The organism is Mesorhizobium marinum (assembly GCF_040813675.1).
In the GTDB taxonomy this organism is placed as follows: domain Bacteria; phylum Pseudomonadota; class Alphaproteobacteria; order Rhizobiales; family Rhizobiaceae; genus Mesorhizobium_K; species Mesorhizobium_K marinum.
Genome location: NZ_JBFOCI010000001.1, coordinates 573390 through 599718 on the forward strand (window position 1 = coordinate 573390; position 26329 = coordinate 599718).

A 26329-nucleotide genomic window follows, 5' to 3' on the forward strand; every position below is an offset into this window, starting at 1 on the left:
TGTTCGCGCGATCGACATAAAGATATGTTTATATCTAGATTGATCGTATCGCAACCTGACGGCAGCGCCATGACGATAACACTCGACGATCTTGTCGACACGCTGAAAGCGTCGGCCGAAACCAGCCGGCTGCGCATCCTTGCGCTGCTGTCGCGCGGCGACCTGACCGTCTCCGACCTCACCGAAATCCTCAACCAGTCGCAGCCGCGCGTTTCGCGCCACCTGAAGCTGCTGCTCGAAGCCGGGCTGATCGATCGCTACCAGGAGGGGTCCTGGGCCTTCTTCCGCATCGCCGACGACGACAGGGCGCGTGACTTCGTGCACGGCATCGTCGGCCGCATCGACGCGGGGGACCCGCAGCTCGAGCGCGACCTGGAGCGCCTCGCGGCGGTCAAGCGTCGGCGGCAGGCGAGGGCGGCCGAGTATTTTTCGGCCAACGCCGCGAGCTGGGACGAAATCCGCTCGCTGCACGCCTCCGACCGCGCCGTCGAGTCGGCGCTGCTCAGGCTGGTCGGCCGGCGGCCGTTCCAGTCGATGCTCGACCTCGGCACCGGCACCGGCCGGCTGCTCGAAATCTTCGCGCCGCTCTACCGCCGCGGCGTCGGCATCGACATGTCGCGCGAGATGCTGGCGGTGGCCCGCGCCAATCTCGACGCGGCCGGGGTGGCGCATGCCCAGGTGCGTCAGGGCGACATCTACGCGCCGCCCTTCGAGCGCGACAGCTTCGACCTCGTGACTATCCACCAGGTGCTGCACTATCTCGACGATCCGGCGCTGGCGATCCGCGAGGCGGCGCGCCTGCTGCGCCCGTCGGGCCGGCTGATCATCGTCGATTTCGCGAGCCACGCGCTGGAGTTCCTGCGCGAGGACCATGCCCATCTCAGGCTCGGCTTCGCCGATCGCCAGATCACCGAATGGCTGGCCGATGCCGGGCTCGACCTCGAAGCCTCGGAAGAATTTCCGCCGCGCGGCAGCGGCGAGGCCCGCCTGACGGTCAAGCTCTGGCTTGCCCGCGACCGCCGCATGCTGATTGCCGATCCGGCCGGAGCCGGTGAAAGGGAGACCGCCTGATGAACAAGCCCCGTTTTTCGCGGCGTTCCGACATCGGCGACAAGGTCCGGGTTTCGTTCGAGTTCTTCCCGCCGAAGACCGACGAGATGGAAGCCCGGCTCTGGGACACGGTCGAGCGGCTGGAGCCGCTGGCGCCCGCCTTCGTGTCGGTCACCTACGGCGCGGGCGGCTCGACGCGCGAGCGCACGGCGCGCACGATCGGACGCATCCTGGCCGATTCGAAGCTGACGGCGGCCGCCCACCTGACCTGCGTCGACGCCACCCGCGACGAGATCGACCGGGTGATCGCCGAGTTCGCCGAAATGGGCGTCACGCGCTTCGTCGCGCTGCGCGGCGATCCGGCGACCGGCGTCGGCGAGCGCTACCACCCGCACCCTGGCGGCTACGCCAACGGTGCGGAACTCGTCGCGGCGCTGAAGAAGCACGGCGACTTCGACATCTCGGTCTCGGCCTATCCGGAAAAGCATCCGGAAAGCCCGGATTTCGCGACCGACATCGACATGCTGAAGCGCAAGGCCGACAACGGCGCCACGCGGGCGATCACCCAGTTCTTCTTCGACAACGATCTCTATGAGCGCTACGTCGAGCGGGTGCGTCGCGCCGGCATCTACATCCCGATCGTGCCGGGCATCCTGCCGATCCACAACTTCACGCAGGTCGCCAACTTTTCCAGCCGCTGCGGCGCGCATGTGCCGGCATGGCTTGCCGAGCGATTCGACGGGCTGCAGTCGGACCCGCAGACCCACGCGCTCGTCGCCGCGGCGGTCGCGGCCGAGCAGGTCATGGACCTCGTCGAACGCGGCGTTTCGGACTTCCATTTCTATACGATGAACCGCGCCGACCTGGTCTTCGCCATATGCCACATGATCGGCATCCGCGCGCCGCATGCCGCCGGATCGTCGGCGGCCGCCTGACAGCATCTCCAAAAGCAGAAAGGCCGGGCTTTCGCCCGGCCTTTCGAAACCATGTTCCCGCCTCTTGCGGCTGGACCCCGTAGCGTCTGCCTACGGGAGAACTCCCATAATGAGGGCGCCTATAAAAGCAAACGCAGCGCAAATCACGAGTGCATTGATCGGCCGTGTCAGTCCCATGCTCTAGCCTCCTCATCGAGAACTATGGCTAGAGTCTAGGGCTCGCGCGCAAACTGGCAAGCGCAAAATTTGCTGCATTGCGGCGGGATCGGGGAATAATTTCGCCAGCCGCTTGCTTAAGTCTACGAAATTTATAGGCAATCGAGCGCCGGCCCGTTGTGGAAAAAATGTGACCCCCGTGTGACGGTCGAAACCCGGCGCGCAAAGCTTCCCTAGCGTCGCCGCAGGATGCGGCCGTCGATGGTCAGGAGGCCGAGGCCGATGAGCAGCATGCCGGCGACCTCGAACGGTTCCAGCCGTTCGGCGAGGAAGACGAATCCCAGAAGGACCGCGCTGACCGGCACCACCAGCGTCACCAGCGATGCGTTGGTGGCGCCGGCCGATCCGATCAGCCCGAAATAGAGGATGTAGGCGAAGGCGGTGGAGATCAGCGCAAGCGCGACGATCGCCGCCCAGACGGGCGCGCTGGCCTCGAACAGGCCTGTGGGTCCGTTCCAGAAGAGCACCAGCGGAATCATGATGACGGTCGCCGCTGTCAGCTGGCCGGTGGCGACGACCGCCGGCGGTATCGCCTTGAAGCGGCGCGCGAAGACCAGCGCGACCGCGTAGGACAGCGACGCGCCGACCATGGCGAACTTCGCCCAGACCGGGCCGCCGAGGCTGGCGACGATGCCCGGCCCGACCATCACGGCTACCCCGGCGATGCCGAGGGCGACGCCGGCCACCTTGTTCCAGGTGACCTTTTCGTCAGCCGTGAAGGCGTTGGCGACGATGATCGTCCAGAACGGCGTCGTCGCGTTGAGGACGGAAGCCAGACCGGCGCCCATCTGCGTCTGGCCGGCGAAGATCAGCGAGAAGGGCAGCACGTTGTTGATGAGGCCGAGCAGGAGCAGGCTGCCGGCGACCGGCAGCGCCAGCCGGAAGGAGGGGCCGCGCACGGCAAGGTAAAGGTGCAGCGCCGCAGCCGCGATCGCCACCCTAAACAGCACCAGCGTCAGCGGGTGGACCTCGAAGACGGCGATCCTGGCGAAGAAGAACGATCCGCCCCAGATCGCGCCGAGCAGCAGCAGGCGCGCCCAGTCGAACGCCGACATCGGCCGTTGGGGGACTGCCTGCGGGGTGGCCTCGCTCACGATCTTCTCCATGGTTGCGTGCCGGACTAGCGACCGGATGAAAGGGCGGCCACCCGATTTCCGCAACGGCCGCTACGGTTTTCCGGCTGGTCCAGCCGGCTTGCGACATCGCCCTGTCATGGAAGGCGATTTCAAAGCACGGCAGCATCGACTAGATTCGAAGCGTCAGTCGAGGAGGCGCCATTGCAGCGATTCGAGAATGCCCGAGAGGCGGCCCGTACGCTTCGTCCCGACGAACCGGTCTATTGCTTCCGCCCCGAGGTGCTGAAGGCCGACGCCCGCCAGTTCATGGAGATGTTTCCGGGCAAGACGGCCTATGCGGTGAAGACCAACGGCGAGCAGATCGTGCTGAAGACCCTGGTCGAGGCCGGCGTTTCCGCCTTCGACGTCGCGTCGCCCGGCGAATTTGCAGCCGTGCGCGCCGTCTCCGAGACCGCCGAGATGCTCTACATGCACCCGGTCAAGGCGCAGTCCGACATCAGGCTCGCCCTGGAAACCTACGGCATCCGCGTCATCGCGATCGACCACGAGGACGAGATCGCCAAGCTGACGCGCGTGGTGCGCGCGCTCGACATCGATCCGGGCTCGCTGACCGTTTTCGTCCGGGTCCAGACGAAGGGCCACGCGGCGTACGAACTGTCGAAGAAGTTCGGGGCGGGACCGGCGAGCGCCGTGGAACTGGCCGAAAGGCTGAACCGCACCGGCTACAAGGTCGGGCTCTGCTTCCATGTCGGCAGCCAGATCGAGGATCCCGACACCTACGAGCGGGCGCTCGCGTCCGCCGACTGGGTGCGCAACCGGCTTTCCTTCGACCTTGCCGGGCTCGACGTCGGCGGCGGCTTTCCGGCCGAGTACGGCAGCGACCCGAACCGCAAGCGCGTCGAGATGCCTTCGCTCGGGCAGATCATGTCGCGCCTGTCGGGCGACATCGTCGAGTACGGCTTCGACCGCATGCCGCTCGTCGCCGAACCCGGCCGCGTCATCGTCGCGCGCTGCCTGTCGCTGATCGTGCGCGTGCTGCTCAGAAAGGGCAGGCGGCTCTACATCAACGACGGCATCTGGGCATCGCTGTCGGACTCATGGACCGGCAAGATCACCCTTCCGGCCCGCTTCATTCCCGATCCGGCGATCCGCTCGCGCAACGGCCAAGAGAAGAACATCGTGCCGTTCAAGGTATGCGGCGCGACATGCGATTCGGTCGACATCCTGTCGCGGCCCTTCTGGCTGCCGGAAACGGTCGATACCGGCGACTGGATCGAGATCGGCCATATCGGCGCCTACTCGCTGTCGCTCAGGACCCGATTTAACGGCTTCTATCCCGACACCTTCGTCGAGATCACCACGCCGTTCGACGAGGGCGACGCGCCGCAGGGGTTTGCGAGCCTGGAGACGATGGCGGATTAGGGGAATAGGGGAATAGGGGAATAGGGGAATAGGGGAATAGGGGAATAGGGGAATAGGGGAATAGGGGAATAGGGGAATAGGGGAATAGGGGAATAGGGGAATAGGGGAATAGGGGAATAGGGGAATAGGGGAATAGGGGAATAGGGGAATAGGGGAATAGGGGAATAGGGGAATAGGGGAATAGGGGAATAGGGGAATAGGGGAATAGGGGAATAGGGGAATAGGGGAATAGGGGAATAGGGGAATAGGGGAATAGGGGAATAGGGGAATAGGGGAATAGGGGAATAGGGGAATAGGGGAATAGGGGAATAGGGGAATAGGGGAATAGGGGAATAGGGGAATAGGGGAATAGGGGAATAGGGGAATAGGGGAATAGGGGAATAGGGGAATAGGGGAATAGGGGAATAGGGGAATAGGGGAATAGGGGAATAGGGGAATAGGGGAATAGGGGAATAGGGGAATAGGGGAATAGGGGAATAGGGGAATAGGGGAATAGGGGAATAGGGGAATAGGGGAATAGGGGAATAGGGGAATAGGGGAATAGGGGAATAGGGGAATAGGGGAATAGGGGAATAGGGGAATAGGGGAATAGGGGAATAGGGGAATAGGGGAATAGGGGAATAGGGGAATAGGGGAATAGGGGAATAGGGGAATAGGGGAATAGGGGAATAGGGGAATAGGGGAATAGGGGAATAGGGGAATAGGGGAATAGGGGAATAGGGGAATAGGGGAATAGGGGAATAGGGGAATAGGGGAATAGGGGAATAGGGGAATAGGGGAATAGGGGAATAGGGGAATAGGGGAATAGGGGAATAGGGGAATAGGGGAATAGGGGAATAGGGGAATAGGGGAATAGGGGAATAGGGGAATAGGGGAATAGGGGAATAGGATGGAGTTCCCTTACTCCCCTATCTCCCTTACTCCCCTACGATCACGTCGTGTTCTGCTTCAGCCACTTGCGCCACTTGGCCATATCGCCGTTGAAGACGTTGATGTCGGCGTTGCCCGTGATGCCGGGGACGACGCCGGTGCCGGTGTACTGCCAGAAGGTGAACGGGTGGTCGCCGTACTTGTCGGTCGGGTGCCCGGCGACGGAGCGCAGCCAGTAGGGATAGCCGCGGAAGGTCGAAAGGCCGTTGTCGTCGAAGAAGTCGATCGAGGTGTAGATGATCGGTTTCTTGCCGTAGTGCCTCTCGACGATCGACAGGAAGGTCTTCATCTCGCTGCGCACGGTCGCCGCGTCTGGACGCGTCTTGCAGGTCGGCGAATCCGGGTTCCACTCCATGTCGAGGACGGGCGGCAGCGACGCGCGCTCCTTCGGCACGTTCTCGATGAACCAGCGCGCCTGCTCGGAAGCCGGGCGGCAGAAATAGAAGAAGTGATAGGCGGCGCGCGGCACGCCGGCGGCCTTGGTGTTGCGCCAGTGCTCGTCGAAATAGTCGTCGATGCGGTCGCCGCCCTCGGTCGCCTTGATGAAGGCGAAGGAAACGCCGCTTGCCTTGGCCTTGTTCCAGTCGACCGAGCGCTGGTATTTCGAGACGTCGGTGCCGTGCACGGCATAGTGCCACGGCGCGCCGCCCTCCCACTCATGCGGGTCGGTGTCGGAGAAGCGCGGATGGCTGACCGAGACCTTGGTCGATGTCGTCGCCGGGGTGGTCGACGGCATGATGTCGTCCATCGACGAACAGCCGGCGACCGCAAGCACGAGGCCCGAGGCGAGGCAGCGCGGGCCGAGCAGCCGGATCGCCCGACTGCCTGCCGAAAGCAATGCGCCCCAGTGCGACCTCTCCAGCATTCGTCCCCGACCCCCGGCGGTGCGTCCTGCCCGCGCTCGACCGGCGAAGTCCTGAACCGTCATGGTTGATTTTCGGTTGACGGGACGACGACCGGTTGGGCGAATCCTGCCTGTTCAAACACGGCAAATCAATGGCGAGACGGTGTCGGGGAGGCTCGACCGCTAGCGTTTCGTCGCCACGGCATGCACGGCATAGCCGCGGAAAAGGGAATCGAAACAAAGCGTTGCATCGACGCGCCGGCATTCCGATTCAAGCACTTCACGCAGGGAATCACGCGGCGTGACGTGGAATTTCGCCAGCCATGCACGCAGCGCCGTCCTGAACCAGGCCGGCAGGCCTTCCTGCCGGCCGAAGTCGACGATATGCAGCGAGCCGCCCTCGTCGAGGGCAGCCAGCGCCGCGCGGATCGTCCGCTGCCAGTCGGGAATCATCGACAGGGAGTAGGAGACGAACACGCGGTCGAAGCCGGCGCGACCGAACAACGCCGCCGGGTCGAAGGCGGTGGCGTCGCCGCGCGCCAGGGCGACGCGCCCGGAAAGGCCGCGCCGGCCGACGGTCGCGGACGCCGTCGCCAGCATCTCGGCGGAAATATCGAGCCCGTGGAAGCCGGCCTGCGGGAAGGCGGCCGCCGCCTGCACGAGATTGCGGCCGGTGCCGCATCCGAGCTCGAGCGCCGCGCCGCCGTGCTGCAGGTCGAGGCCGGCGATGAGCCGGTCGCGGCCGAGCAGGTAGTATTTCCGGGTCAGGTCGTAGACATGGCGCTGGTGGCGGTAGACGCCGTCCATCAGGTCGGCATGCGGCAGCGCGCTCATCAGGCCGCGCGCCTGTAGAGGTGGAAGCCGCCGTAGATCGCCGAGCGGTCTCGCGACAGGTATTCCAGCGATTCCTTCTCGGCGTATTGCCACTGCGACAGAAGGGCGTCGGAGACGCGGCCGGGCAGGACGCTTTCGGCGGCGGCGGTGCGGAAGATCACGCGGGCGCCCGGCGCGGCGGTGCGGGTGATCTCGGCCCACAGCGCGTTGAGCTGCGCATCGCTCATCCAGTCCTGCGCGTCGAGCAGCACGAAGCGGTCGACCGACGCCGCCGGCTTCTTCGCCAGCAGTTCGGTGAAGTTGACGTGGTGCACGGCCACGCGGCCGGCGTTCTGCCTGACCGTGGCGTAGTTCGCCCGGTCGAGATAGGCGGGCAGCGCGCCCTCGCCGGGCGAGGGATAGCGCCGCGCGAACGCCTGCCACGCGAAGTAGTTGTCCCTGAGCGGGAAGTCGCAGGCGAGCTTTTCCAGCCGGGCCTTCAGCACGCCGGCCATCGAGCCGTCGCCGGTGCCGATCAGCGCGTCGTATTGCGCCGGCGGGATGCCGAGGCCGAACAGCGAGGACTTGCGGGAGAGCACGAGCCGCAGCAGCTTCTTGTCGAAGATCGGGGCGAGGCGCTCCTCGAAGAAGCGGCGCTGGCTGTCGATGTCCCCGGCGTCGAGCATGTCGCGCGGGTCGATGCCGAACATCCTCGCCGTGCGGTGGCCGGCGGCGATGAACAGGCCGAGCAGCCCGGTCGCGTAGAAATTGGCGTCGAAGGTGGCGATGCGGCGGCGACCGCGCCAGCTGCGCTTCTCCCAGTAGCGGCGTGTCGCGGCGTCGAGATGCGGCGCCAGGAAACGATCGTAGGCGGCCGAGTTCGTCGCGTTTCCGGCTTCGCCGAAGAAGCGGAAGAGGTCGGCCTGCGCCGGAAGGTGCATGACGGCCGCGAGCTTCAGGCGGTTCAGCGCGATGTGCGCGGTGTTCAGGTCCACAGCGTCGATGTGGGCGGGCGAACGCGTGAGGTAGGCGAGCACGTTGCAGCCGCCCGACGCGATGGTGACGATGCGATGGCCCTCGAGCAGGTCCATGGCCTGCATGTCGACCTCGGGATCCTCCCAGATCTGCGGGTAGACGAGGCCGCTGAAGAGCAGCGCGAACAGGCGCTCCGAAAAGCCTGCCCGCGATAGCGCCCGGTTCTGGTAGACGGCCTTGCCGAGCTGGCGGTTCCGGCGAAAGCCAAGCTCGCTGGAAAGGTCGGTCATGACGGGCGAATCTCCCATTTGCCTATCCGCAAGCGGGTATCGTGACGCCGTGACAGCTGCGTGACGGTCCGGAAATCGCGTACAGCCTTGGATTGTTGCTTTCGTTCTTTACAATCTATAGATGTATATCTACGTAAGGTTGCAGGGACTTGCAACCTGCGCCGTTCACGGTCGGAGGGTGTCGTGGCTACTTCCAAACATGGTTCCGCCGTGCGCGGAATGGACAACGTCCCGCATTCGAGCATCCGGGACCAGCGCTTCGGGCGCATGTTTCGCTATCTGCCGGCCGCCGACTATCCCGAGTCGGCGCTTGTGGAACTCGGCGAGACGGTTGCCCATGGCGAGTTCGCCGAGCGGATCGCGGCCGGCGTCGAAGTGGACACTGCGCTGAATGAAACGGACGAGAACGAGAACACGGCGATCCCCTCGGGCTACACCTATCTCGGCCAGTTCATCGACCACGACATCACCTTCGATCCGATGTCGTCGCTGGACCGCTTCAACGACCCCGACGCGCTCCAGGACTTCCGCACACCGCGCCTCGACCTCGATTCCGTCTACGGGTCCGGCCCAGACGACCAGCCGTTCCTCTACGACAGCGACGGCAAGCACCTGCTGCTCGGCGATGACAAGGATTTCGACAAGAGCAGGAACAGCGGTCCCGACCTGCCGCGCAACACGGCGAACCCGCGCCGCGCGCTGATCGGTGACAAGCGCAACGACGAGAACCTGATCGTCTCGCAACTGCACGCCACGTTCCTGCGCTTTCACAACAAGGTTTTCGGGACCGAGGCCGGCGGCGACTTCGACCTCGCCCAGCAGATCGTGCGCTGGCACTACCAGTGGATCGTGCTGCACGACTTCATTCCGCGCATCGTCGGCCCGCAGACCTATCAGGAGGTGATCGGCGGTCCCGGTGGCATGCCGGTGCACCGGTTCTATGACGCCAAGGGGCGCTACGCGTTCATCCCGGTCGAATTTTCCGTCGCCGCCTATCGCTTCGGTCATTCGCAGGTCCGGCCGAGCTACGCGCTGAACCGCATCGTCAGGGGCCCCAACCCGACCGAGCAGCCGTTCGGCGGCGCCAAGGCCAGGTTCCACCGGATTCCCATATTCTCGCTGATGGACGTCGCCAAGAACCCGCTCGCCAACCTGAACGGGTTCAGGGAACTGCCCGACTTCTGGGCGATGGACTGGGCCTTCTTCTTCGATGGCGTGGCGCCGCATGGCGGAGCGCCGGACGGCGCGATATTGCCCCAGCCGTCCTACCGGATCGACACCACGCTCGTTGACCCGCTGACCAGCCTACCCGACAGACAGAACGAGATGAACCGGGCGCGCCGCTCGCTGGCGACGCTGAACCTGCTGCGGGGCTGGCGCATGGGCCTGCCTTCCGGCCAGTCGGTGGCTCGCAAGATGGGGCTCGATCCGCTCGGCGACGACGTCCTGTTCGACCATCCCGATCCCGCTCGCGCCGCGGCGCGCAAGGCACTGCTCGACCATTCGAAGAACCGCATGGCGGGCAGTTGCCCGCTCTGGTTCTATCTCCTGCGGGAAGCGGAGGTGCTGGCGGGCGGGGCACATCTCGGGCCGGTGGGCGGCGTCATCGTGGCGGAAGTCCTTTCAGGCCTGATCCTCGAGGATCGCTTCTCCTTCCTCGCGCAATGGCCCAACTGGCGACCGACGCTACCCGGCGCCACGCCCGGCCAATTCACCATGGCAGACCTCATCAACTTCACCAACGCCTGAGGCCCGTTGACTGGCATGGCGGCAATCGTCGGCATGTCAGTTGGCATGCACGGTCGCCGCGCCTATCTTCCGCCCTCCGCATGGGCGAGGGCGCCCGCGCTTCCACCCCAGGATCGCGCCGCGCCTCCCTTGCCTGCCTCTTTGTCTGGCCCGGAGGTCAAAATTGTCCCGAAAAGACTTCGATCCCACGACGGTCGCTCCCGACGGTCGGGAGCCGTCAAAGGCGCGGCTCTTCGACGGCACGGCCGATGGTCCGCATCGCGGCTCCGTCGACGGCGAGGTCCTGGGCACGCGTGTCACGGTGCTGACCTACGGCAACGACGAGCCGGGAGTCGGCCCGCCGCTGCATGTGCATCCCTATGACGAGGTGTTCGTGGTTCAGCAGGGCCGCGCCCGCTTCTTCGTCGGCGACAAGGTGATCGACGCCGAGGCCGGCGACACCGTGCTGGGTCCCGCCGGGCTGCCGCACCGCTTCGTCAACCTCGGTCCGGGGCGCCTGCAGACCCTCGACATCCATCTGTCGCCACGCTGGATCCAGACCAATCTGGAGTAGCGGGCCGCGCCTCAGGAGGCTCCGAAACCGCCCGCCGTCGGCGTGGTGACGATGACAGCCTCGCCCGGGTGCAGCACGGTCTGGTCGCAGGCCTTCAGCGTCTCGACGCGGCCATCGAGGCGGCGCACCTCCGTCCGGCCGACCTCGCCGCTGCCGCCGCCTTCCAGCCCTTCCGGCGGCCGGCTGCGATGCGAGGACAGGATCGCGCACTCCATCTTCTCGAGGAAGCGGACGGTGCGCCTGGTTCCGTCGCCCGCATGCCATCTGCCCTTGCCGCCAGATCCTTCGCGGATGCGGAAGTCCTCGAGCAGGACCGGGAAGCGCAACTCCAGCACCTCCGGATCGGTCAGCCGCGAGTTGGTCATGTGGGTATGGACGCCGGAGGTGCCGTCGAAGCCGCGCCCGTCGTTCATGCGTCCGGCCGGCGACCCCGAGCATATCGTCTCGTAGTACTGGTATTGCGCGTTGCCGTAGGTGAGGTTGTTCATCGTGCCCTGCGCGTTCGCGAGCGCGCCCATCGCGCCGAAGATCGCATTGGTGACGTGCTGCGAGGTCTCGACGTTGCCGGCGACCACGGCTGCCGGGTAGGCGGGCCTGAGCATGCAGCCCTCGGGGATGACGATGTTGATCGGCCTGAGGCAGCCGGCGTTCATCGGGATGTTGTCCTCGACCATCACGCGGAATGCGTAGAGGACGGCCGCGCGCGCCACCGGCTCCGGCGCGTTGAAGTTGTTCTTCATCACCGGCGACGTGCCGGTGAAGTCGACGGTGGCCCCCCGGCTTTCGCGGTCGACGGTGATCCTCACCCTGATCGTCTGGCCGGTGTCGGTCGCGTATTCGTAGGCCGAGGCATCGGGCAGCCGCTCGATGACGCGCCGCACGCTCTCGGCGGCGTTGTCCTGCACATGGCCCATATAGGCCTCGACCACGTCGAGCCCGAAATGCCGGGTCATCTTGCGGAGTTCGGCGACGCCCTTCTCGTTGGCGGCGATCTGCGCCTTGAGGTCGGCGATGTTCTGCGCGGGGTTGCGGGCCGGGTAGGGATGTTCGGTCAGCAGGGCGTGCAGTTCCTTCTCCAGGAAGACGCCGCGATCGACGATGCGGAAATTGTCGATCAGCACGCCTTCTTCGTCGACCGTCGTCGCAAGCGGCGTCATCGATCCCGGCGCGGTGCCGCCGACATCGGCGTGATGACCGCGCGAGGCGGTGTAGAACAGGATCTCTGCGCCGGTCCCGTCGAAGACCGGCGTCACCACGGTGATGTCGGGCAGGTGGGTGCCGCCGTTGTAGGGCGCGTTGAGCGCGAAGACGTCGCCTGGACGGATGTCTCCCTGGTTCAGCCGGATGACCGTCTCGACCGAACGGTCCATCGAGCCGAGATGGACGGGCATGTGCGGGGCATTGGCGACCAGCGCGCCGTTGCGGTCGAACACCGCGCATGAGAAGTCGAGCCGCTCCTTGATGTTCACCGAGGACGCCGTGTTCTGCAGCGTCACGCCCATCTGCTCGGCGATCGACATGAACAGGTTGTTGAAGACTTCCAGCATCACCGGGTCGGCTTCCGTGCCGAGCGCTGCGCTGCGCACCTTCTTGGTCGTGCGCGTCAGGAGCACGTGGTCCTTGGCGGTGATCGCGGCGCTCCAGCCGGGTTCGACGACGATCGTCTGATGGCTCTCGATGATGAGGGCAGGCCCGCCGATGACATTGCCCGGCCGCAGCGCCTCGCGCCGAAACACCGGCGCATCGCGCCATTCGCCGCCGCAGAAGAGCTTTCGTGTCTCCCGGGCCTTCGCTTCCGTTTCGACAAGCGCCCGGTCGGTTTCGTCGCGGCCGGACCTGCGGCCGTCCTCGCCCTGCATCTCCACGGTTTCGACGACCAGCCCGCGGTCGGGGTAGGTGAAGCCGAACTGCGCCTTGTGTGCCGCCTCGAATGCGGCTCGCGCCGCTGCGATCGAGCCGTTTTCGTGGCTGACGGGCAGGGCTGTGTCGGTGCCGTCGTAGCGGACATGCAGGATGGGCCGCAGGGATATCGCGGCTTCCGGGACGCCCTGGGCGACGAGTTCGTCGAGGACGGGTCCGCGCAGGGCCGCGAGCGCCGCCAGAATGTCGGCGGCGTCTTCCTCGGCGAGCGGCCGCACCAGCCCCTGCTGGCGCGAGGCGAAGACGCTGGACATGCCGATGCCGTAGGCCGACAGCAGGCCGGAGAAGGGGTGGATCAGCACCGACTGCATGCCGAGCGCATCGGCGACCAGGCAGGCGTGCTGGCCGCCAGCGCCGCCGAAGCAGTTGAGCAGGTAGCCGGTAACGTCGTGGCCGCGCTGCACCGAGATTTTCTTGATGGCGTTGGCCATGTTCTCGACGGCGATGGTGACGAAGCCTTCGGCGACCGCCTCCGGCGTGCGGCCGTCGCCGATCTCCGCCGCGAGCGCCGCGAATTTTTCGCGGACCATATCGGTGTCCAGCGGCTGGTCCTGGCCGGGGCCGAAGATCGCCGGGAAGAAGTCGGGCTGCAGCTTGCCGAGCATGACGTTGGCGTCGGTGACGGCGAGCGGGCCGCCGCGCCGGTAGCAGGCGGGGCCGGGACTGGCGCCTGCGGAATCCGGGCCGACGCGAAAGCGCCCGGCCTCGAAATGCAGGATCGAACCGCCGCCGGCGGCAACGGTGTGGATGCGCATCATCGGCGCACGCACGCGCACGCCGGCGACCTCGGTGTCGAAGGCGCGCTCATACTCGCCGTCATAGTGCGCGACGTCGGTCGAGGTGCCGCCCATGTCGAAGCCGATGACCTTGTCGAAGCCGGCGAGCCGCGCCGTCTCCACCATGCCGACGACGCCACCCGCCGGCCCCGACAGCAGCGCGTCCTTGCCCTGGAACATGCTGGCTGCGGTGAGCCCGCCGGAGGACATCATGAACATCAGTCTTGGTGAGGTTGTGGATACACCCCCCTCTGGCCTGCCGGCCATCTCCCCCTCAAGGGGGGAGACTACGCCTTCATTTCCGTCGTCGCTCGATACCGCAGGATTGTCGCCGCCATCCGAGATCCCGATCTCCCCCGCAAGGGGGCCGGCGCCCAATTCCTGGCTTACCCGACTGACATACCGCCGCAGGATCGGCGACAGGTAGGCGTCGACGACGGTCGTGTCGCCGCGGCCGACGAGCTTCACCAGCGGCGAGACCTCGTGGCTGACGGAAACCTGCGAGAAGCCGGCCTTGCGGCAGACCTGCGCGACCGCCTGCTCGTGCTCAGGGAATTTCCAGGCGTGCATGAAGACGATGGCGACGGCATCGATGCCGTCCTTCCTCGCCTGCTCGATCGCCGGCTTCACCGCCTCGATGTCGAGCAGCCGCTCGACCGTTCCATCAGCGCGCACGCGCTCGTCGACCTCGACCACGCGCTCGTAGAGCTGTTCGGGAAGAACGATCTCCTTGGCGAAGATGTCGGGCCTCGCCTGGTAGGCAATGCGCAGGGCGTCGCGAAAACCCCGGGTGACGAGCAGGAGGACGCGGTCGCCCTTGCGCTCCAGAAGCGCGTTGGTGGCGACCGTCGTGCCCATCTTGATCTCGCCGATCCGACCGGGATCGATGGCTTCGCCCGTTGCGATGCCGAGCAGGTCGCGGATGCCCTGGATCGCGGCGTCGCGATAGGCCTCGGGGTTTTCCGAAAGCAGTTTCGCCGCATGCAGCCCGCCATCCGAGTCGCGGCCGATGATGTCGGTGAAGGTGCCGCCGCGGTCGATCCAGAAGTCCCAGCCGTCCGACGCCATCAGAGTCTCCGAGATTCGCGTTGCCCGGCCGCCGCCGGATCGGGCGGGCAGCGGCCGCCTGACGAATTGTTAAAGCCGGTCAGGTGATGTGACGCAACCACCGACCGCGACGCGCATTTTCCCAGCGACCGCCTGACCTGGTGCGGCGGAGTTTGAGGAGATATGCCATGAAGAAACTCGTTCTCGCTTCCGTTTCGGCCATTGCCCTCCTGGGCGCTGCGGCCTGCAGCGACCAGACCGATACGACGACCACGCAGGGCGTGCCGGAAACCACCACGACCGAGCCCGCGGCCCCGATGCCGGCCGACCCGGCCGCGCCTCCGGCCACCGACAACACGACGACGCAGGGCATCGCGCCGTCTCCCGACGCCGGCGGCGACATGCAGGACGACCAGCTGACACCCTCCGAGCCGGCTCCGATGGAGCCCGCGCCGGCGCAGTAGGTTCGCTGCGCTCCAGCAAGGAAGGCCGGTTCCAACCGGCCTTTTTTGCGTCAATTGGTTCCCTCGCCAAGCGAAGCGTTTCCCCTTAAGGAAGCGCTATGTCCATCTGGCAATTCGTCAAGCGCATCACCGAAACGGCGGCCTCAGGCGTCGGCGGCATGGTCGAGGCCGTGCGCACCCTGTTCGTCGGCGATCCGGAACTGCGCCGTCGCGTTGCGTTTTCCGTGGCCATGATCGCGCTGTCGGCGAAGATGGCGAAGGCCGACGGCGTCGTCACGCAGGACGAGGTTCGCGCCTTCCAGCAGATATTCGACATTCCGGCCGCCGAACGGCGCAACGTGGCGCGCCTCTACGACCTGGCCAAGCAGGACGTGGCCGGCTTCGAGGCCTATGCGCAGCGCATGGCGGGACTGTGCGGTTCCGGCCACGCCAACTGCGCGCTCCTGGAGGACATTCTCGACGGGCTGTTCCATATCGCGAAGGCAGACGGCCTGCTGCACGAGCGCGAGGGACATTTCCTGCACCGCGTGTCGCAGATCTTCCGCATCGAGGAGAGCCACTACCAGAGCATCCTCGCGCGGCACGCGCATCTCGGCGCCGGCGACCCCTGGCTGGTCCTCGGCATCGAGCGCGGCAGCCCCTTCGAGGAGGTCAAGAAGCGATACCGCAAGCTCGTCGCCGCCAACCATCCCGACAAGCTGCTGGCGCGCGGGCTGCCGGAAGAGTTCATCAAGATCGCGACGACCAGGATCGCGGCGATCAATGCAGCCTACGAGATGATCGAGCGTGGGCTGAAGGTGATATGAGCGGCTTTTCGCCCGACCACGATGGCGCCGAGGTCCGGGTCTCTCCCAATTTCGGCCCGCGCGCTGGCGCCTCCAGACCCGACATGGTCCTCCTGCACTACACGGGGATGCGGACGGGCGAGGGCGCCGAAGCCTGGCTCTGCACCGCGGAATCGCAGGTCTCGTCGCACTACATCGTCCACGAGGACGGCCGCGTCGTGCAGATGGTGCGCGAGAGCGACCGCGCCTGGCATGCCGGCAAGAGCGTCTGGCGCGGCGCGAGCGACATCAATTCGCTGTCGGTCGGCATCGAGATCGTCAATCCCGGGCACGAGTTCGGCTACCGCGCCTTTCCCTCGCGGCAGATCGCGGCGGTAATCGGGCTTTGCCGGGGCATCGTCGCGCGGCACGGCATCCGCGCCGAGCGCGTGCTCGGCCATTCCGACGTCGCGCCGGGGCGCAAGGTCGACCCCGGCGAGCGGTTTCCGTGGCGGAAGCTCGCGGAGGCCGGCGTCGGTCATTTTGTCGCGCCGGCGCGCGCCGGCGGAAAGCCGGCGCTCGGCCCCGGCGATCGCGGCGACGCCGTCGAGCAGTTGCAGTCGATGCTCTCGCTCTACGGCTACGGGATCGACATCACGGGCGCGTTCGACCCGCCGACCGGCGTGGTTGTCGCTGCTTTTCAACGACATTTCCGGCCGCGGCGCATCGACGGGATCGCCGATCGCTCGACCGTCGACACGCTGAGGCGGCTGCTCGAGGCGCTGCCGAACGACCGCATGCTGGACTGAACGGGCGGCGTTTGCCGCCGAAAGCGGTTGTTACAGCCTGTAATCCTTTGTGACTTGTCGCGCCTTGATTGGCCCCAAGTTGGACCGCACCTCCCGTCCCACGTGCTGCCGGCAACCGGATATCCGCGGTTCCGGCGTCTTCTAGGCTGCCTTGCGTGTCTCCCGCGCAGGGCCGGATAAAACAAGGGACTCATGAACAATACGACCGTTTTGGCGGCAGCTCTCGCTGCCGGGCTGATGACGTTTGCCGCAAATGCCCAGGAGGAGGGAGCGACGCGGGTAGCGATGATCCCGTCCAGGCTGGAGATCGGCAAGCTGGACCGCAAGGCGAAGGACGACCATGTCGACGCGGCCAAGGACACGAGTTCGGAGCCGCGCGAGCGGGGCCTGACCAGCGAAGAGGTGTTTCACGCGGTGAAGGCCGCGGAACGGGACGGCGCGGCCGTGGCCGCGAAGAAGGCCCCGGCGCAGAAGGACGACGTCGCGGCGGCTGCTCCGAAGCCCGAGGATCGCTACCGCCGGATCGTGCAGAAATACGCGCTGGAGAACGGCGTCGCCATCGAACTGGCGCATGCCGTCATCACCGTGGAGAGCAACTACAAGGTCTATTCGCTGGGCAATGCCGGCGAAGTCGGCCTGATGCAGATCAAGCCCGCCACCGCAAGGCAGATGGGCTATGACGGGACCAAGACCGGGCTCTTCGATCCCGAGACCAACATCAAGTACGGGATGAAGTATCTGGGCAAGGCGCAGAAGCTGGGCGACGGGACGACCTGCGGGACGATCCTGAAATACAACGCCGGCCATGGCGCCAAGCGCATGAACCCGGTGTCGCGCGCCTATTGCAAGAAGGTGAAGCGGCAGCTCGCTTCCAACAAGACCGCCTCGCTCGAGGTGAAGACGGCGCGCAGCTCCGATCCCGGCGCGTGACGCTTTTGCTGTTGCGTTTCGGCCGGCGAACGCCTTTATACGCGTTGCCAGCCGGCCGGGCGGCCGCACCAGCAGGAGCCGAAAGGCTGCGGGTGAGGAAAGTCCGGGCTCCATGGAGACACGGTGCCGGCTAACGGCCGGCGGGGGCGACCCCAGGGAAAGTGCCACAGAAAGCAAACCGCCACGGCTGCCGTGGCAAGGGTGAAAGGGTGGGGTAAGAGCCCACCGCGCGACCGGCAACGGAAGCGGCACGGCAAACCCCACCGGGAGCAAGACCGAATAGGGGCGGTTGAGGGGAAACCCTCAGGGCTGTTTCCGGCCCACCGCCCGGGTAGGTTGCATGAGGCCGTCGGCAACGCCGGCCCAAGACGAATGGCCGCCACGTTCTTCGCGCCGCAAGGGGCGAAGGGCCATACAGAACCCGGCTTACAGGCCGGCTGGCACTTTCTCCACGATGCGCGAAGCGCGTCTTGCCGCACCCGACGCGGCGTCACCCGGCACTGTCATGCAACTGAAACAACGGCCCGCTAGGGCGCGGCTTCAGGAATGGCAGTGAAGGATCGGGACATGGCAGCCGAGCGCCGCGCACCGCTGACAGCGCATCGCAACAGCGACGACAACAAATGGTACTACCGCATTAACCGGTCCGACGAAGCCGGGCCGGCGATCGGGCCGTTCCATTCGGTCGAGGAAGCCATCGAGGCCAGCCGGCGCTACCTGCCGGCCGACGAGATCGCCTGACCCGGGCGCCTATCCCAGCGCCTGCTCGATCGCCGACCAGAGTTCTTCCACCGGCTCGCAGCCGACCGACAGCCTGACGAAGCCCGGCGCGACAGCGTCGCCCCAGCGGGCGCGCCGCTCGGCCGAGGTGTGGACGCCGCCGAAGGATGTCGCCGGCTGGATGAGCGCGCAGCGGTCGATGAAGCCTTCCGCCGCCTCCTGCGAGGCGAGCGTGACGCCGATCAGGAAGCCGAAGCGGTCCATCTGGGCGAGGGCGAGGGCATGCGACGGGTCGTCCTCCAGCCCGGGAAAGCGGATCGCCTCAATCTTCGGGTGCTCGCGCAACCGGCGCGCGATGGTCTCGGCCGACGAGCACATGCGGTCGAACCGCACCTCCAGCGTCTCCAGCCCGCGATGCACCAGCCAGGCTTCGAACGGGCCGGGGATGGCGCCGGACAGCTTGCGCCAGTCCCTGGCCGCCGCGATGACGGCGTCGTCGCGGCTCGCGACATGGCCGAAAAGCACGTCCGAATGGCCGCCCGGCGCCTTGGTGTCGGCGGCGACGACGATGTCGGCGCCGAGATCGAGTGGCCGCTGGCCGTAGGCGGTCATCGTCGTGTTGTCGGCGACGACGGTCGCCCCGGCGGCATGGGCGGCGGCCGCCACCGCCGCGATGTCGCAGAGGTCGAGGCCGGGATTGGCGGGGGTCTCGACGAAGACGAGCCGATAGCCATCGAAGCCGCCGTCGAGATAGGCGGCGGTCGCCCTGAGGTCGAAGGTTACGCCGAGCGGTTTCAGGAACCGTTCGGCCAGCACGCGGGTCGTGTAGTAGCCGTCCGACGGGAGCAGGACGCGGTCGCCGCCCTTCAGGAGGCTGAAGAAGGTCGCCGAGATCGCCGCCATCCCGGATGGGAAGGCAACCGCCGGCGCGGCCTCGAGATGTCCGAGTATCTCCTCGACGGCGTCCCAGGTCGGGTTGTTGAAGCGGCCGTACTGCGCGAAGCCGGCCGGGTCGCCCGGCAGATTGTACATCGCCGCGAGCGTCAGCGGCAGCGGGACCGGGTCGCCCTTCTTCAAGCCGCGCCGGCGCAGGTGGACGAGATTGGCCGCGCGTGCGGAGGGCGAGTCGGTCATCGGGATTTTCCCTGAGAAGGTCCGGAAATCGGCCGGACGCTATGCCGCCCGGCGCGCCGCCGCAAGGGCTGACGCGGGGGCGGCCCAGAGGTCAATAACCCTTCGTTAGGCTTAATGGAGCATAAAGGCGTGGATGCCCCGCAGTCCGTCTTTGCAGGAGGAACCCGGGCGTGTGTAGAAGCCGTTCCCATTGACCCCCATAGTGCCCCATGTTATCCCATTCAGCCAATCAAGTCCTAGTTCCGGTTTCGGGTCAATCGAGCGCGAAGCGGGCGGCCGTCGGGCCGCGCGACGTGCTTTCGCATGGTCCGGAGCGGCACAGGCTTTGCGGCAGGGGCCGCGCTGCGGAGGCGCGGACGCGATGACAACAGGGGCTCCGGCGGAAACGGCTGTAGCGTGTGATGAACCGGTTTCTGTCCAGCGCGGTGAACAAGATCGATGCGAAGGGGCGGGTGTCCGTTCCGGCGCATTTTCGCGCGGTCGTGCAGAGCCGGGGCTATTCGGAACTCTACGCGATCCGGCAGCTGGACGTGCCCGCGCTGGATGTCGGCGGACTCGACCTGCTCGACCGCTACGAAGCCCGGATCGACCTGGAAGATCCGTTCATGCAGACGGCGGACGACATGTCCTTCTTCGTGCACGGGGATGGCGCCTTCCTGAAGCTGGACCAGGACGGTCGCATCACGATGACGGATTTCATCCGCGAGCATACGGGCATCACGACGGAGGCGGCCTTCGTCGGCCGTGGCAATTTCTTCCAGATCTGGGAGCCCGGAAAACTGGCGGCCCATGGCGCGCAGGTGCGGGCGAGACTTTTGCAGCTTCGGCAGGGGACGAAGCCAGGGGAGCAACCGGAATGATGGCGGGCCACGGCGGAGGGGACTTCGCGGTTGGCGGACCGGCTCGCCACATTCCGGTGCTTCTCGCCGAGGTGGTTTCCGCGCTCGAACCGCGCGAGGGCCGCACCATCATCGACGGCACCTTCGGGGCAGGCGGCTACACCAGGGCGATCCTGGACGCCGGCGCGACCGTGGTGGCGATCGACCGCGATCCCGACGCCATCGAGGCCGGCCGCGTCCTGGAACGCGAAGCCGGCGGTCGGCTCAGGCTCGTCCACAGCCCCTTTTCGCATCTCGACGAGGCGGTCGAAACCGCCGACGGCGTTGTGCTCGACATCGGCGTGTCGTCGATGCAGATCGACGAAGCGGCGCGCGGCTTCTCCTTCCGCGCAGACGGCCCCCTCGACATGCGCATGGCGCAGGCCGGTCCGAGCGCCGCCGACATCGTGAACCGCTTCAAGGCGGGCGACCTCGCCCGCATCTTCGGGCTGCTCGGCGAGGAACGCCACGCCGGCCGCATCGCCCGCATGATCGAGAAGCGGCGCGAGAAGCGGCCGTTCGAGCGGACGCTCGACCTTGCCGACGCCATCGAGACGCATGTCGGGCGCAAGCCCGGCGACAGGATCCACCCGGCCACCCGGGTGTTCCAGGCGCTGCGCATCTTCGTCAATGACGAACTGGGCGAGCTCGCCGCGGCGCTGTTTGCGGCCGAGCGCGTGCTGACGCCCGGAGGCCGCCTCGTCGTCGTCACCTTCCATTCGCTCGAGGACCGCGTCGTGAAGCGCTTCATCGCCGACCGCTCGGGCAGCCCGGCGGGTTCGCGCTACCTGCCCGAGACGCAGGCGAAGGCCCCGACCTTCGAGAAGCACGGCCGAGCGCTTTCGCCGACGGAGGCCGAGATCGAGGCCAATCCGCGGGCACGCTCGGCAAGGCTGCGGGCGGCGACACGCACGGCGGCGCCCGCGCGTGGCGAGGACATTTCGATCTTCGGCCTTCCGAAACTGCCCGATTTCCGGCTTGCGGCTGAGAGGTAGCGCAACGTGTTTCGTACCAGTGACATCGTGCTCATCGCCGCCATGGTTGCGGCCGCGGCCTTCACCTACAAGACCAAGCACGAGGCCGAGGACCGGCAGACGGCGCTGCGCAAGATCGAGCAGCAGATCCGCTTCGAGGAAGACACGATCGACCTGCTGAAGGCCGACTGGAGCCTGCTCACCCAGCCCTCCCGGCTGCAGAAGCTGTCGGAGACCTTCCAGGCCGAACTGAACCTGCAGCCGCTCGAGGCGCGGCAGATCGTTGGGCTCGACGAACTGCCGGCCCGGCCGCTGACAATCGAGGATCTGTCGAGCCAGCCCCTCGGCGGCATGGCCGACAGCGGCGGCGCCGAGACGGACAGCGTCGTCACCGGGGGCGTCGTGCAATGATCTCGCTGTGGCGGCGGCGCGGCAAACGCGCGGAGAGCGAAGGTTCGATCGTCGTCGAGGGCGCGCGCAAGGCGACCGGCGGCCGGCAGAAGAACCGCGTCGTCCTGACGATGGCCGTGTTCTTCGGCATCTATGGCGCGATCGCCGGGAGGCTGATCTATCTCGGCCTGCAGGACCCCGAGAGCGGCGGCGGACCGGAGAGCCGCGTGACCGCCTCGCGCCCGGATATCGTCGACCGCAACGGCGAGGTGCTCGCCACCGACATCAAGACGGCGTCGCTGTTCGCCGAGCCGCGCCGCATCGTCGATGCCGACGAGGTGATCGAGAAGCTGTCGACCGTGCTGCCCGACATCGACGTCGAGCAGACCTATCACAAGCTCAAGAGCGGCGCCGGCTTCGTATGGCTGAAACGGCAGCTGACGCCGAGGCAGCAGGCGGAGATCTTCCAACTCGGCCTGCCCGGCATCGGCTTCCGCACGGAAAAGCGGCGCTTCTATCCGGCCGGCGCGACCGCCGCGCACATCGTCGGCCTGACCAACATCGACAACAAGGGCATCGCCGGCCTCGAAAAGTATATCGACGACCAGGGCCTGGCCGACCTGCAGGCATCGGGCCTGGCGGTGGCCGAGGACCTCAAGCCGGTCAAGCTCTCGATCGACCTGCGGGTCCAGCACATCGTCCACGACGAACTCGCGCAGGGCATGGAGCGCTACCATGCGATCGCCGCCGGCGCGGTCGTGCTGAACGCCAAGACGGGCGAGGTCGTGGCGATGGCGTCGCTTCCCGACTACGACCCCAACAACCCCTACAACGCGCATGAAAAGGACCGGCTGAACCGCATGTCGGCCGGCGTCTACGAGATGGGCTCGACCATCAAGAGCTTCACGACGGCGATGGCGCTGGATTCCGGCCTGGCCAACCTGGAGAGCCGCTTCGACGCGTCCAGGCCGCTGCGCATCGGCCGCTTCACCATCAAGGACTTTCACGGCAAGGGACGCGTGCTGACGCTGCCGGAAGTGTTCATCTATTCCTCCAACATCGGCTCGGCCAAGGAAGCCGACATGGTCGGCATCGAGGGGCACCGCGAGTTCCTGAAGCGGCTCGGCCTGCTCGACCGGATGAAGACGGAACTGCCCGAGGTGGCGTCGCCGACGGAACCCAAGGAATGGAAGAAGGTGCACTCGATCACCATCTCCTTCGGCCACGGCATGTCGACGACGCCGCTGCAGACGGCGGTCGGCGCGGCGGCGCTGATGAACGGGGGCAAGCTGATCGAGCCGACCTTCCTGCCGCGCACGCAGGCCGAGGCCGACATGGTCGCCGAGCAGGTGCTGAAGCCGAGCACCGTCGACCAGATGCGCTATCTCTACAGGCTGAACGCCGAGAAGGGTTCCGGCCGGCGCGCCGAGGTGCCGGGCTTCCGCGTCGGCGGCAAGACCGGAACGGCCGAGAAAGTGGTCAACGGCCGCTATTCCAGCGACAAGCGCTTCAACGCCTTCCTGGCGGCGTTCCCGATGGACGACCCGCAATATGTGGTGCTGACGATCATCGACGAACCCAAGCCCGAGAAGCCCGGCGTCGGGGCGACAGCCGGTCTCAATGCGGCGCCGATGCTTGCAAACATCATTCGCAGGTCCGCGGTCCTGCTTGGCGTGAAGCCGGAATTCGGCCATGAAAGCGGAGCAACGGTCGTCTCCTACCAATGATTCCACGGGGCCGGCCGGGATGGCGGTTCCAAACCAGCGACTGGATGCAGATGAAGCTAAACGACCTTGCCGGCCTGCTCGGCGCCGACGGTGACGTCGCCGCCGCCGAGGTCACCGGCGTGACGTCCGATTCCCGCAAGATCACGCCGGGCGGCGTGTTCGTCGCCGTCGCCGGCAGCAAGGCGGACGGCGCATCCTATGCCGCCGATGCCGCGGCGAAGGGCGCCGTCGCGATCGTCGCCGCGAAGGGCGCGTCGGTCAGCGCCGCGAATGTTCCGGTGTTCCTGGTCGACGATCCGAGGCTCGCCCTGGCGAAGCTGGCGGCCAGCCTCTACCCGCGCCAGCCGGCGACGATGGTCGCGGTCACCGGCACTGCCGGCAAGACCTCGGTCGCCGCCTTCACGCGCCAGGTCTGGGAACAGGCGGGCCACGCCGCCGCCAGCATCGGCACCACCGGCGTCGTCGCGCCGGGCCGCAACGAATACGGCTCGCTGACCACGCCCGATCCGGTCGCGCTCCACCGGCTGCTGACCGAACTGGCCGACAGCGGCGTGACGCACGCGTCGATGGAGGCCTCGAGCCACGGGCTCGACCAGCGCCGGCTCGACGGCGTCAGGCTCGCCGCCGGCGGCTTCACCAATCTCGGTCGCGACCACCTCGACTACCATCCGACGATGGAGGACTACCTGCGCGCCAAGTTGCGGCTGTTCGACACGCTGCTGCCGAAGGGCGCGCCGGCCGTGATCTTCGCCGACGACCAGTGGTCGGAGCCGGTGATCGAGGCCGCCCGGGCCGCCAGGCTGGACGTCCGCACCGTCGGCCGGCGCGGCGACTTCCTGACGCTGAAGCGGGTCGAGCACGAGCGCCACAGGCAGCGCGCCGAGATCGTCGCCGGCGGCGAACTGCACGAGGTGGACCTGCCGCTTGCCGGCGATTTCCAGATATCCAACGCACTGGTGGCCGCCGGGCTGGCGGCCGCGACCGGCACGCCGCTGGCCGCCGCTCTGGCCGCGCTGGAGCATCTCAAGGGCGCCCCCGGCCGGCTCGACCTGGTCGGCGCCACCGCAGCCGGCGCGCCAGTCTATGTCGACTACGCGCACAAGCCCGACGCGCTGGAGAACGTGCTGGCGTCGGTGCGCCCGTTCACCACCGGGCGCGTCGTCGTGGTGTTCGGCTGCGGCGGCGACCGCGACCGGGGCAAGCGGCCGATCATGGGCGAGATCGCGACCCGCCTCGCCGACGTCGTCTACGTCACCGACGACAATCCGCGCTCGGAAATTCCGGCCGCGATCCGCAAGGAAATCATGGCCGCCGCGCCCGGTGCGCTGGAGATCGGCGACCGCCGCGAGGCGATCCGCGAGGCGGTGGCGGCCCTGCGTGCCGGCGACACGCTGGTCGTCGCGGGCAAGGGGCACGAGGAAGGCCAGACGGTCGGCGCCGAGACGCTGCACTTCTCCGACCACGAGGAAGTCCTGATCGCGCTCAGGGAGCGTGCCGCATGACGTCGCTCTGGCTCGCCGACGAACTCATCGAGGCGACGGGCGGCAGGCCGTTCGGCACGATGCCGGCGGCCGTGACCGGGATATCGATCGACACCCGCAGCCTGACGCCCGGCGATGCGTTCTTCGCCATCCGGGGCGACAGCATGGACGGGCACGACTTCGCGACGGCCGCCGTCAAGGCCGGCGCAAGCCTGCTCGTCGTCGCCGAGTCGAAGCTGCCGGCGCTCGGCCGGCTGACCGCGCCGATGATCGTCGTGCCCGACGTCCTGGCGGCGCTCGAGAAGGCAGGGGCCGCGGCGCGCGCGCGCTCGGCCGCCAAGATCGTCGCCGTCACCGGCTCGGCCGGCAAGACCAGCACCAAGGAAGCGCTGCGCCACGCGCTCTCGGCGGTCGGCAAGGTGCATGCCTCGGCGGCATCGTTCAACAACCACTGGGGCGTGCCGCTGACGCTCGCGCGCATGCCGGCCGACTGCGAATACGCCGTCTTCGAGATCGGCATGAACCACGAGGGCGAGATCCGCCCGCTGGTCGGCATGGTGAAGCCGCATGTCGCCATCGTGACCCTGGTCGGGGCCGCCCATCTCGGCCATTTCTCGTCGCTCGACGACATTGCGCGGGCCAAGGCGGAAATCTTCGAGGGGGTGGCGCCGGGCGGCGCCGCGCTGATCAATCGCGACGACGAACGCTGGCCGCTGCTTTCCGGCCTCGCCCGGGAGGCAGGCATCGGCAAGGTGTTCGGCTTCGGCGAGAACGAGAACGCGGTCTACCGGCTGACCAACGTGTCGCTCCATCCCGACCATTCGCTGATCTCGGCGACGATCGCCGGGCGCGAAGTCGTGGCGCGCGTCGGCGCGCCCGGCCGCCATGTCGTGCAGAACGCGCTGGCCGTGCTCGGCGCGGCCGACCTCATGGGGGCGGATGTCGGCAAGGTCGCCGAGGCGCTCGCCAGCCTTGCGGCGGAGCCGGGGCGCGGCAAGCGGCACGTGCTCGGGCACCCGGGGGGGCCGATCACGCTGATCGACGAGAGCTACAACGCCAACCCGACATCCATGAAGGCGGCGATCGACCTTTTGGCGGCGACGCCGGTAACCGGCGAGGGGCGGCGCATCGCCGTGCTGGGCGACATGCTGGAACTCGGCGCGCATTCGGCCAAGCTGCACGCCGCGCTTGCGGGCCTGCTCGGCAGCACCACGGTCGACGTGATCCTGCTGGCCGGCCCCGAGATGAAGGCGCTGGCCGACGCGCTTCCCGAAGGCGCCGACTTCGCGTATCGCAGCGGCGCCGGCGACCTGAAGCCCGTGCTGATCGAAACCGTTCGGCCGGGCGATGTGGTCATGGTCAAGTCATCGAAGAGCATCGGCTTCTCCAAGCTGGTCGATGCGCTCATCCTGCAGTTTCCGGCCGACGCCGGCAGCGCCAAGCCGTCCTGAATCCGTCCGGG

22 protein-coding genes and 1 other RNA gene are annotated in these 26329 nt (G+C 67.1%); 17 read left to right on the forward strand and 6 right to left on the reverse strand.

The window, feature by feature from the left end:
* The first annotated feature begins 69 nt into the window (after positions 1 to 69).
* Together ABUE31_RS02655 and metF are read left to right on the forward strand one after the other, a co-directional pair.
* Positions 70 to 1071, forward strand: coding sequence for an ArsR/SmtB family transcription factor (locus ABUE31_RS02655; RefSeq protein ID WP_367721944.1), 1002 nt, complete (start codon positions 70 to 72; stop codon positions 1069 to 1071).
* Positions 1071 to 1985: a methylenetetrahydrofolate reductase [NAD(P)H] gene (gene metF / locus ABUE31_RS02660; protein WP_367721945.1), complete on the forward strand. Its 915-nt coding sequence runs from the start codon at positions 1071 to 1073 to the stop codon at positions 1983 to 1985. The genes ABUE31_RS02655 and metF overlap by 1 nt, the downstream gene beginning before the upstream one ends.
* 389 nt (positions 1986 to 2374) lie before the next feature.
* Here metF and ABUE31_RS02665 read toward each other — a convergent pair whose 3' ends face one another.
* On the reverse strand, positions 2375 to 3256 hold the full coding sequence (locus ABUE31_RS02665; RefSeq protein WP_367722512.1) for a DMT family transporter: 882 nt from the start codon (positions 3254 to 3256) through the stop codon (positions 2375 to 2377).
* Between the two features lie 222 nt (positions 3257 to 3478).
* Here ABUE31_RS02665 and ABUE31_RS02670 point away from each other — a divergent pair, with 222 nt between their 5' ends.
* Positions 3479 to 4699 carry an alanine racemase gene (locus ABUE31_RS02670; RefSeq protein ID WP_367721946.1) on the forward strand — a complete coding sequence of 407 codons (1221 nt, stop codon included), beginning with the start codon at positions 3479 to 3481 and terminating at the stop codon, positions 4697 to 4699.
* A 931-nt stretch (positions 4700 to 5630) separates the two neighbouring features.
* Here ABUE31_RS02670 and ABUE31_RS02675 read toward each other — a convergent pair.
* The 3 genes from ABUE31_RS02675 to ABUE31_RS02685 form a co-directional block, all read right to left on the reverse strand.
* The gene (locus ABUE31_RS02675; RefSeq protein ID WP_437344060.1) at positions 5631 to 6494 is read right to left on the reverse strand and encodes a glycoside hydrolase family 25 protein; all 864 of its coding nucleotides are present in this window, start codon (positions 6492 to 6494) and stop codon (positions 5631 to 5633) included.
* Positions 6495 to 6656: 162 nt separating this feature from the next.
* Positions 6657 to 7307: a class I SAM-dependent methyltransferase gene (locus ABUE31_RS02680; RefSeq protein WP_367721947.1), complete on the reverse strand. Its 651-nt coding sequence runs from the start codon at positions 7305 to 7307 to the stop codon at positions 6657 to 6659.
* Entirely contained in the window at positions 7307 to 8551 is a 1245-nt protein-coding gene (locus ABUE31_RS02685) for a BtaA family protein (protein ID WP_367721948.1), read from the reverse strand. Before ABUE31_RS02685 ends, ABUE31_RS02680 begins: the two co-directional genes overlap by 1 nt.
* Positions 8552 to 8734: 183 nt before the next feature.
* Between ABUE31_RS02685 and ABUE31_RS02690 the strand changes: the two genes are divergently transcribed.
* Together ABUE31_RS02690 and ABUE31_RS02695 are read left to right on the forward strand one after the other, a co-directional pair.
* Entirely contained in the window at positions 8735 to 10300 is a 1566-nt protein-coding gene (locus ABUE31_RS02690) for a peroxidase family protein (RefSeq protein WP_367721949.1), read from the forward strand.
* Positions 10301 to 10463: 163 nt separating this feature from the next.
* A complete protein-coding gene (locus ABUE31_RS02695; protein WP_367721950.1) occupies positions 10464 to 10853 on the forward strand; it encodes a cupin domain-containing protein in 390 nt (129 codons plus the stop codon).
* Between the two features lie 11 nt (positions 10854 to 10864).
* Here ABUE31_RS02695 and ABUE31_RS02700 read toward each other — a convergent pair whose 3' ends face one another.
* Entirely contained in the window at positions 10865 to 14617 is a 3753-nt protein-coding gene (locus ABUE31_RS02700) for a hydantoinase B/oxoprolinase family protein (RefSeq protein ID WP_367721951.1), read from the reverse strand.
* Between the two features lie 167 nt (positions 14618 to 14784).
* On the opposite strand from ABUE31_RS02700, the gene ABUE31_RS02705 reads away from it, so the two are divergent.
* From ABUE31_RS02705 to ABUE31_RS02730, 6 genes are all read left to right on the forward strand, one after another.
* On the forward strand, positions 14785 to 15060 hold the full coding sequence (locus ABUE31_RS02705; RefSeq protein ID WP_367721952.1) for a hypothetical protein: 276 nt from the start codon (positions 14785 to 14787) through the stop codon (positions 15058 to 15060).
* Between the two features lie 98 nt (positions 15061 to 15158).
* On the forward strand, positions 15159 to 15866 hold the full coding sequence (locus tag ABUE31_RS02710; RefSeq protein WP_367721953.1) for a TerB family tellurite resistance protein: 708 nt from the start codon (positions 15159 to 15161) through the stop codon (positions 15864 to 15866).
* Positions 15863 to 16633: an N-acetylmuramoyl-L-alanine amidase gene (locus ABUE31_RS02715; protein WP_367721954.1), complete on the forward strand. Its 771-nt coding sequence runs from the start codon at positions 15863 to 15865 to the stop codon at positions 16631 to 16633. The genes ABUE31_RS02710 and ABUE31_RS02715 overlap by 4 nt, the downstream gene beginning before the upstream one ends.
* A 192-nt stretch (positions 16634 to 16825) precedes the next feature.
* Positions 16826 to 17563: a lytic transglycosylase domain-containing protein gene (locus ABUE31_RS02720; RefSeq protein WP_367721955.1), complete on the forward strand. Its 738-nt coding sequence runs from the start codon at positions 16826 to 16828 to the stop codon at positions 17561 to 17563.
* 47 nt (positions 17564 to 17610) lie between these two features.
* An RNA gene (gene rnpB / locus ABUE31_RS02725) (RNase P RNA component class A) lies at positions 17611 to 18008 on the forward strand.
* Positions 18009 to 18130: 122 nt separating this feature from the next.
* Positions 18131 to 18304 carry a hypothetical protein gene (locus ABUE31_RS02730; RefSeq protein ID WP_367721956.1) on the forward strand — a complete coding sequence of 58 codons (174 nt, stop codon included), beginning with the start codon at positions 18131 to 18133 and terminating at the stop codon, positions 18302 to 18304.
* 9 nt (positions 18305 to 18313) lie between these two features.
* Here the strand turns inward: ABUE31_RS02730 and ABUE31_RS02735 are convergent, their stop codons facing one another.
* Positions 18314 to 19417 carry a cystathionine gamma-lyase gene (locus tag ABUE31_RS02735; RefSeq protein WP_367721957.1) on the reverse strand — a complete coding sequence of 368 codons (1104 nt, stop codon included), beginning with the start codon at positions 19415 to 19417 and terminating at the stop codon, positions 18314 to 18316.
* A gap of 401 nt (positions 19418 to 19818) precedes the next feature.
* Here ABUE31_RS02735 and mraZ point away from each other — a divergent pair, with 401 nt between their 5' ends.
* From mraZ to ABUE31_RS02765, 6 genes are read left to right on the forward strand one after another with little or no spacing between them, the layout of a single operon-like run.
* Entirely contained in the window at positions 19819 to 20277 is a 459-nt protein-coding gene (gene mraZ, locus ABUE31_RS02740; protein WP_367721958.1) for a division/cell wall cluster transcriptional repressor MraZ, read from the forward strand.
* On the forward strand, positions 20274 to 21290 hold the full coding sequence (rsmH, locus tag ABUE31_RS02745) for a 16S rRNA (cytosine(1402)-N(4))-methyltransferase RsmH (protein WP_367721959.1): 1017 nt from the start codon (positions 20274 to 20276) through the stop codon (positions 21288 to 21290). The genes mraZ and rsmH overlap by 4 nt, the downstream gene beginning before the upstream one ends.
* Positions 21291 to 21296: 6 nt before the next feature.
* Positions 21297 to 21680 carry a cell division protein FtsL gene (gene ftsL, locus ABUE31_RS02750; RefSeq protein WP_367721960.1) on the forward strand — a complete coding sequence of 128 codons (384 nt, stop codon included), beginning with the start codon at positions 21297 to 21299 and terminating at the stop codon, positions 21678 to 21680.
* Positions 21677 to 23386 carry a peptidoglycan D,D-transpeptidase FtsI family protein gene (locus tag ABUE31_RS02755; RefSeq protein WP_367721961.1) on the forward strand — a complete coding sequence of 570 codons (1710 nt, stop codon included), beginning with the start codon at positions 21677 to 21679 and terminating at the stop codon, positions 23384 to 23386. The genes ftsL and ABUE31_RS02755 overlap by 4 nt, the downstream gene beginning before the upstream one ends.
* 50 nt (positions 23387 to 23436) lie before the next feature.
* Positions 23437 to 24888, forward strand: coding sequence for a UDP-N-acetylmuramoyl-L-alanyl-D-glutamate--2,6-diaminopimelate ligase (locus ABUE31_RS02760; protein ID WP_367721962.1), 1452 nt, complete (start codon positions 23437 to 23439; stop codon positions 24886 to 24888).
* Positions 24885 to 26318, forward strand: coding sequence for a UDP-N-acetylmuramoylalanyl-D-glutamyl-2,6-diaminopimelate--D-alanyl-D-alanine ligase (locus ABUE31_RS02765; protein WP_367721963.1), 1434 nt, complete (start codon positions 24885 to 24887; stop codon positions 26316 to 26318). Before ABUE31_RS02760 ends, ABUE31_RS02765 begins: the two co-directional genes overlap by 4 nt.
* The last annotated feature ends 11 nt before the right edge of the window (positions 26319 to 26329 follow it).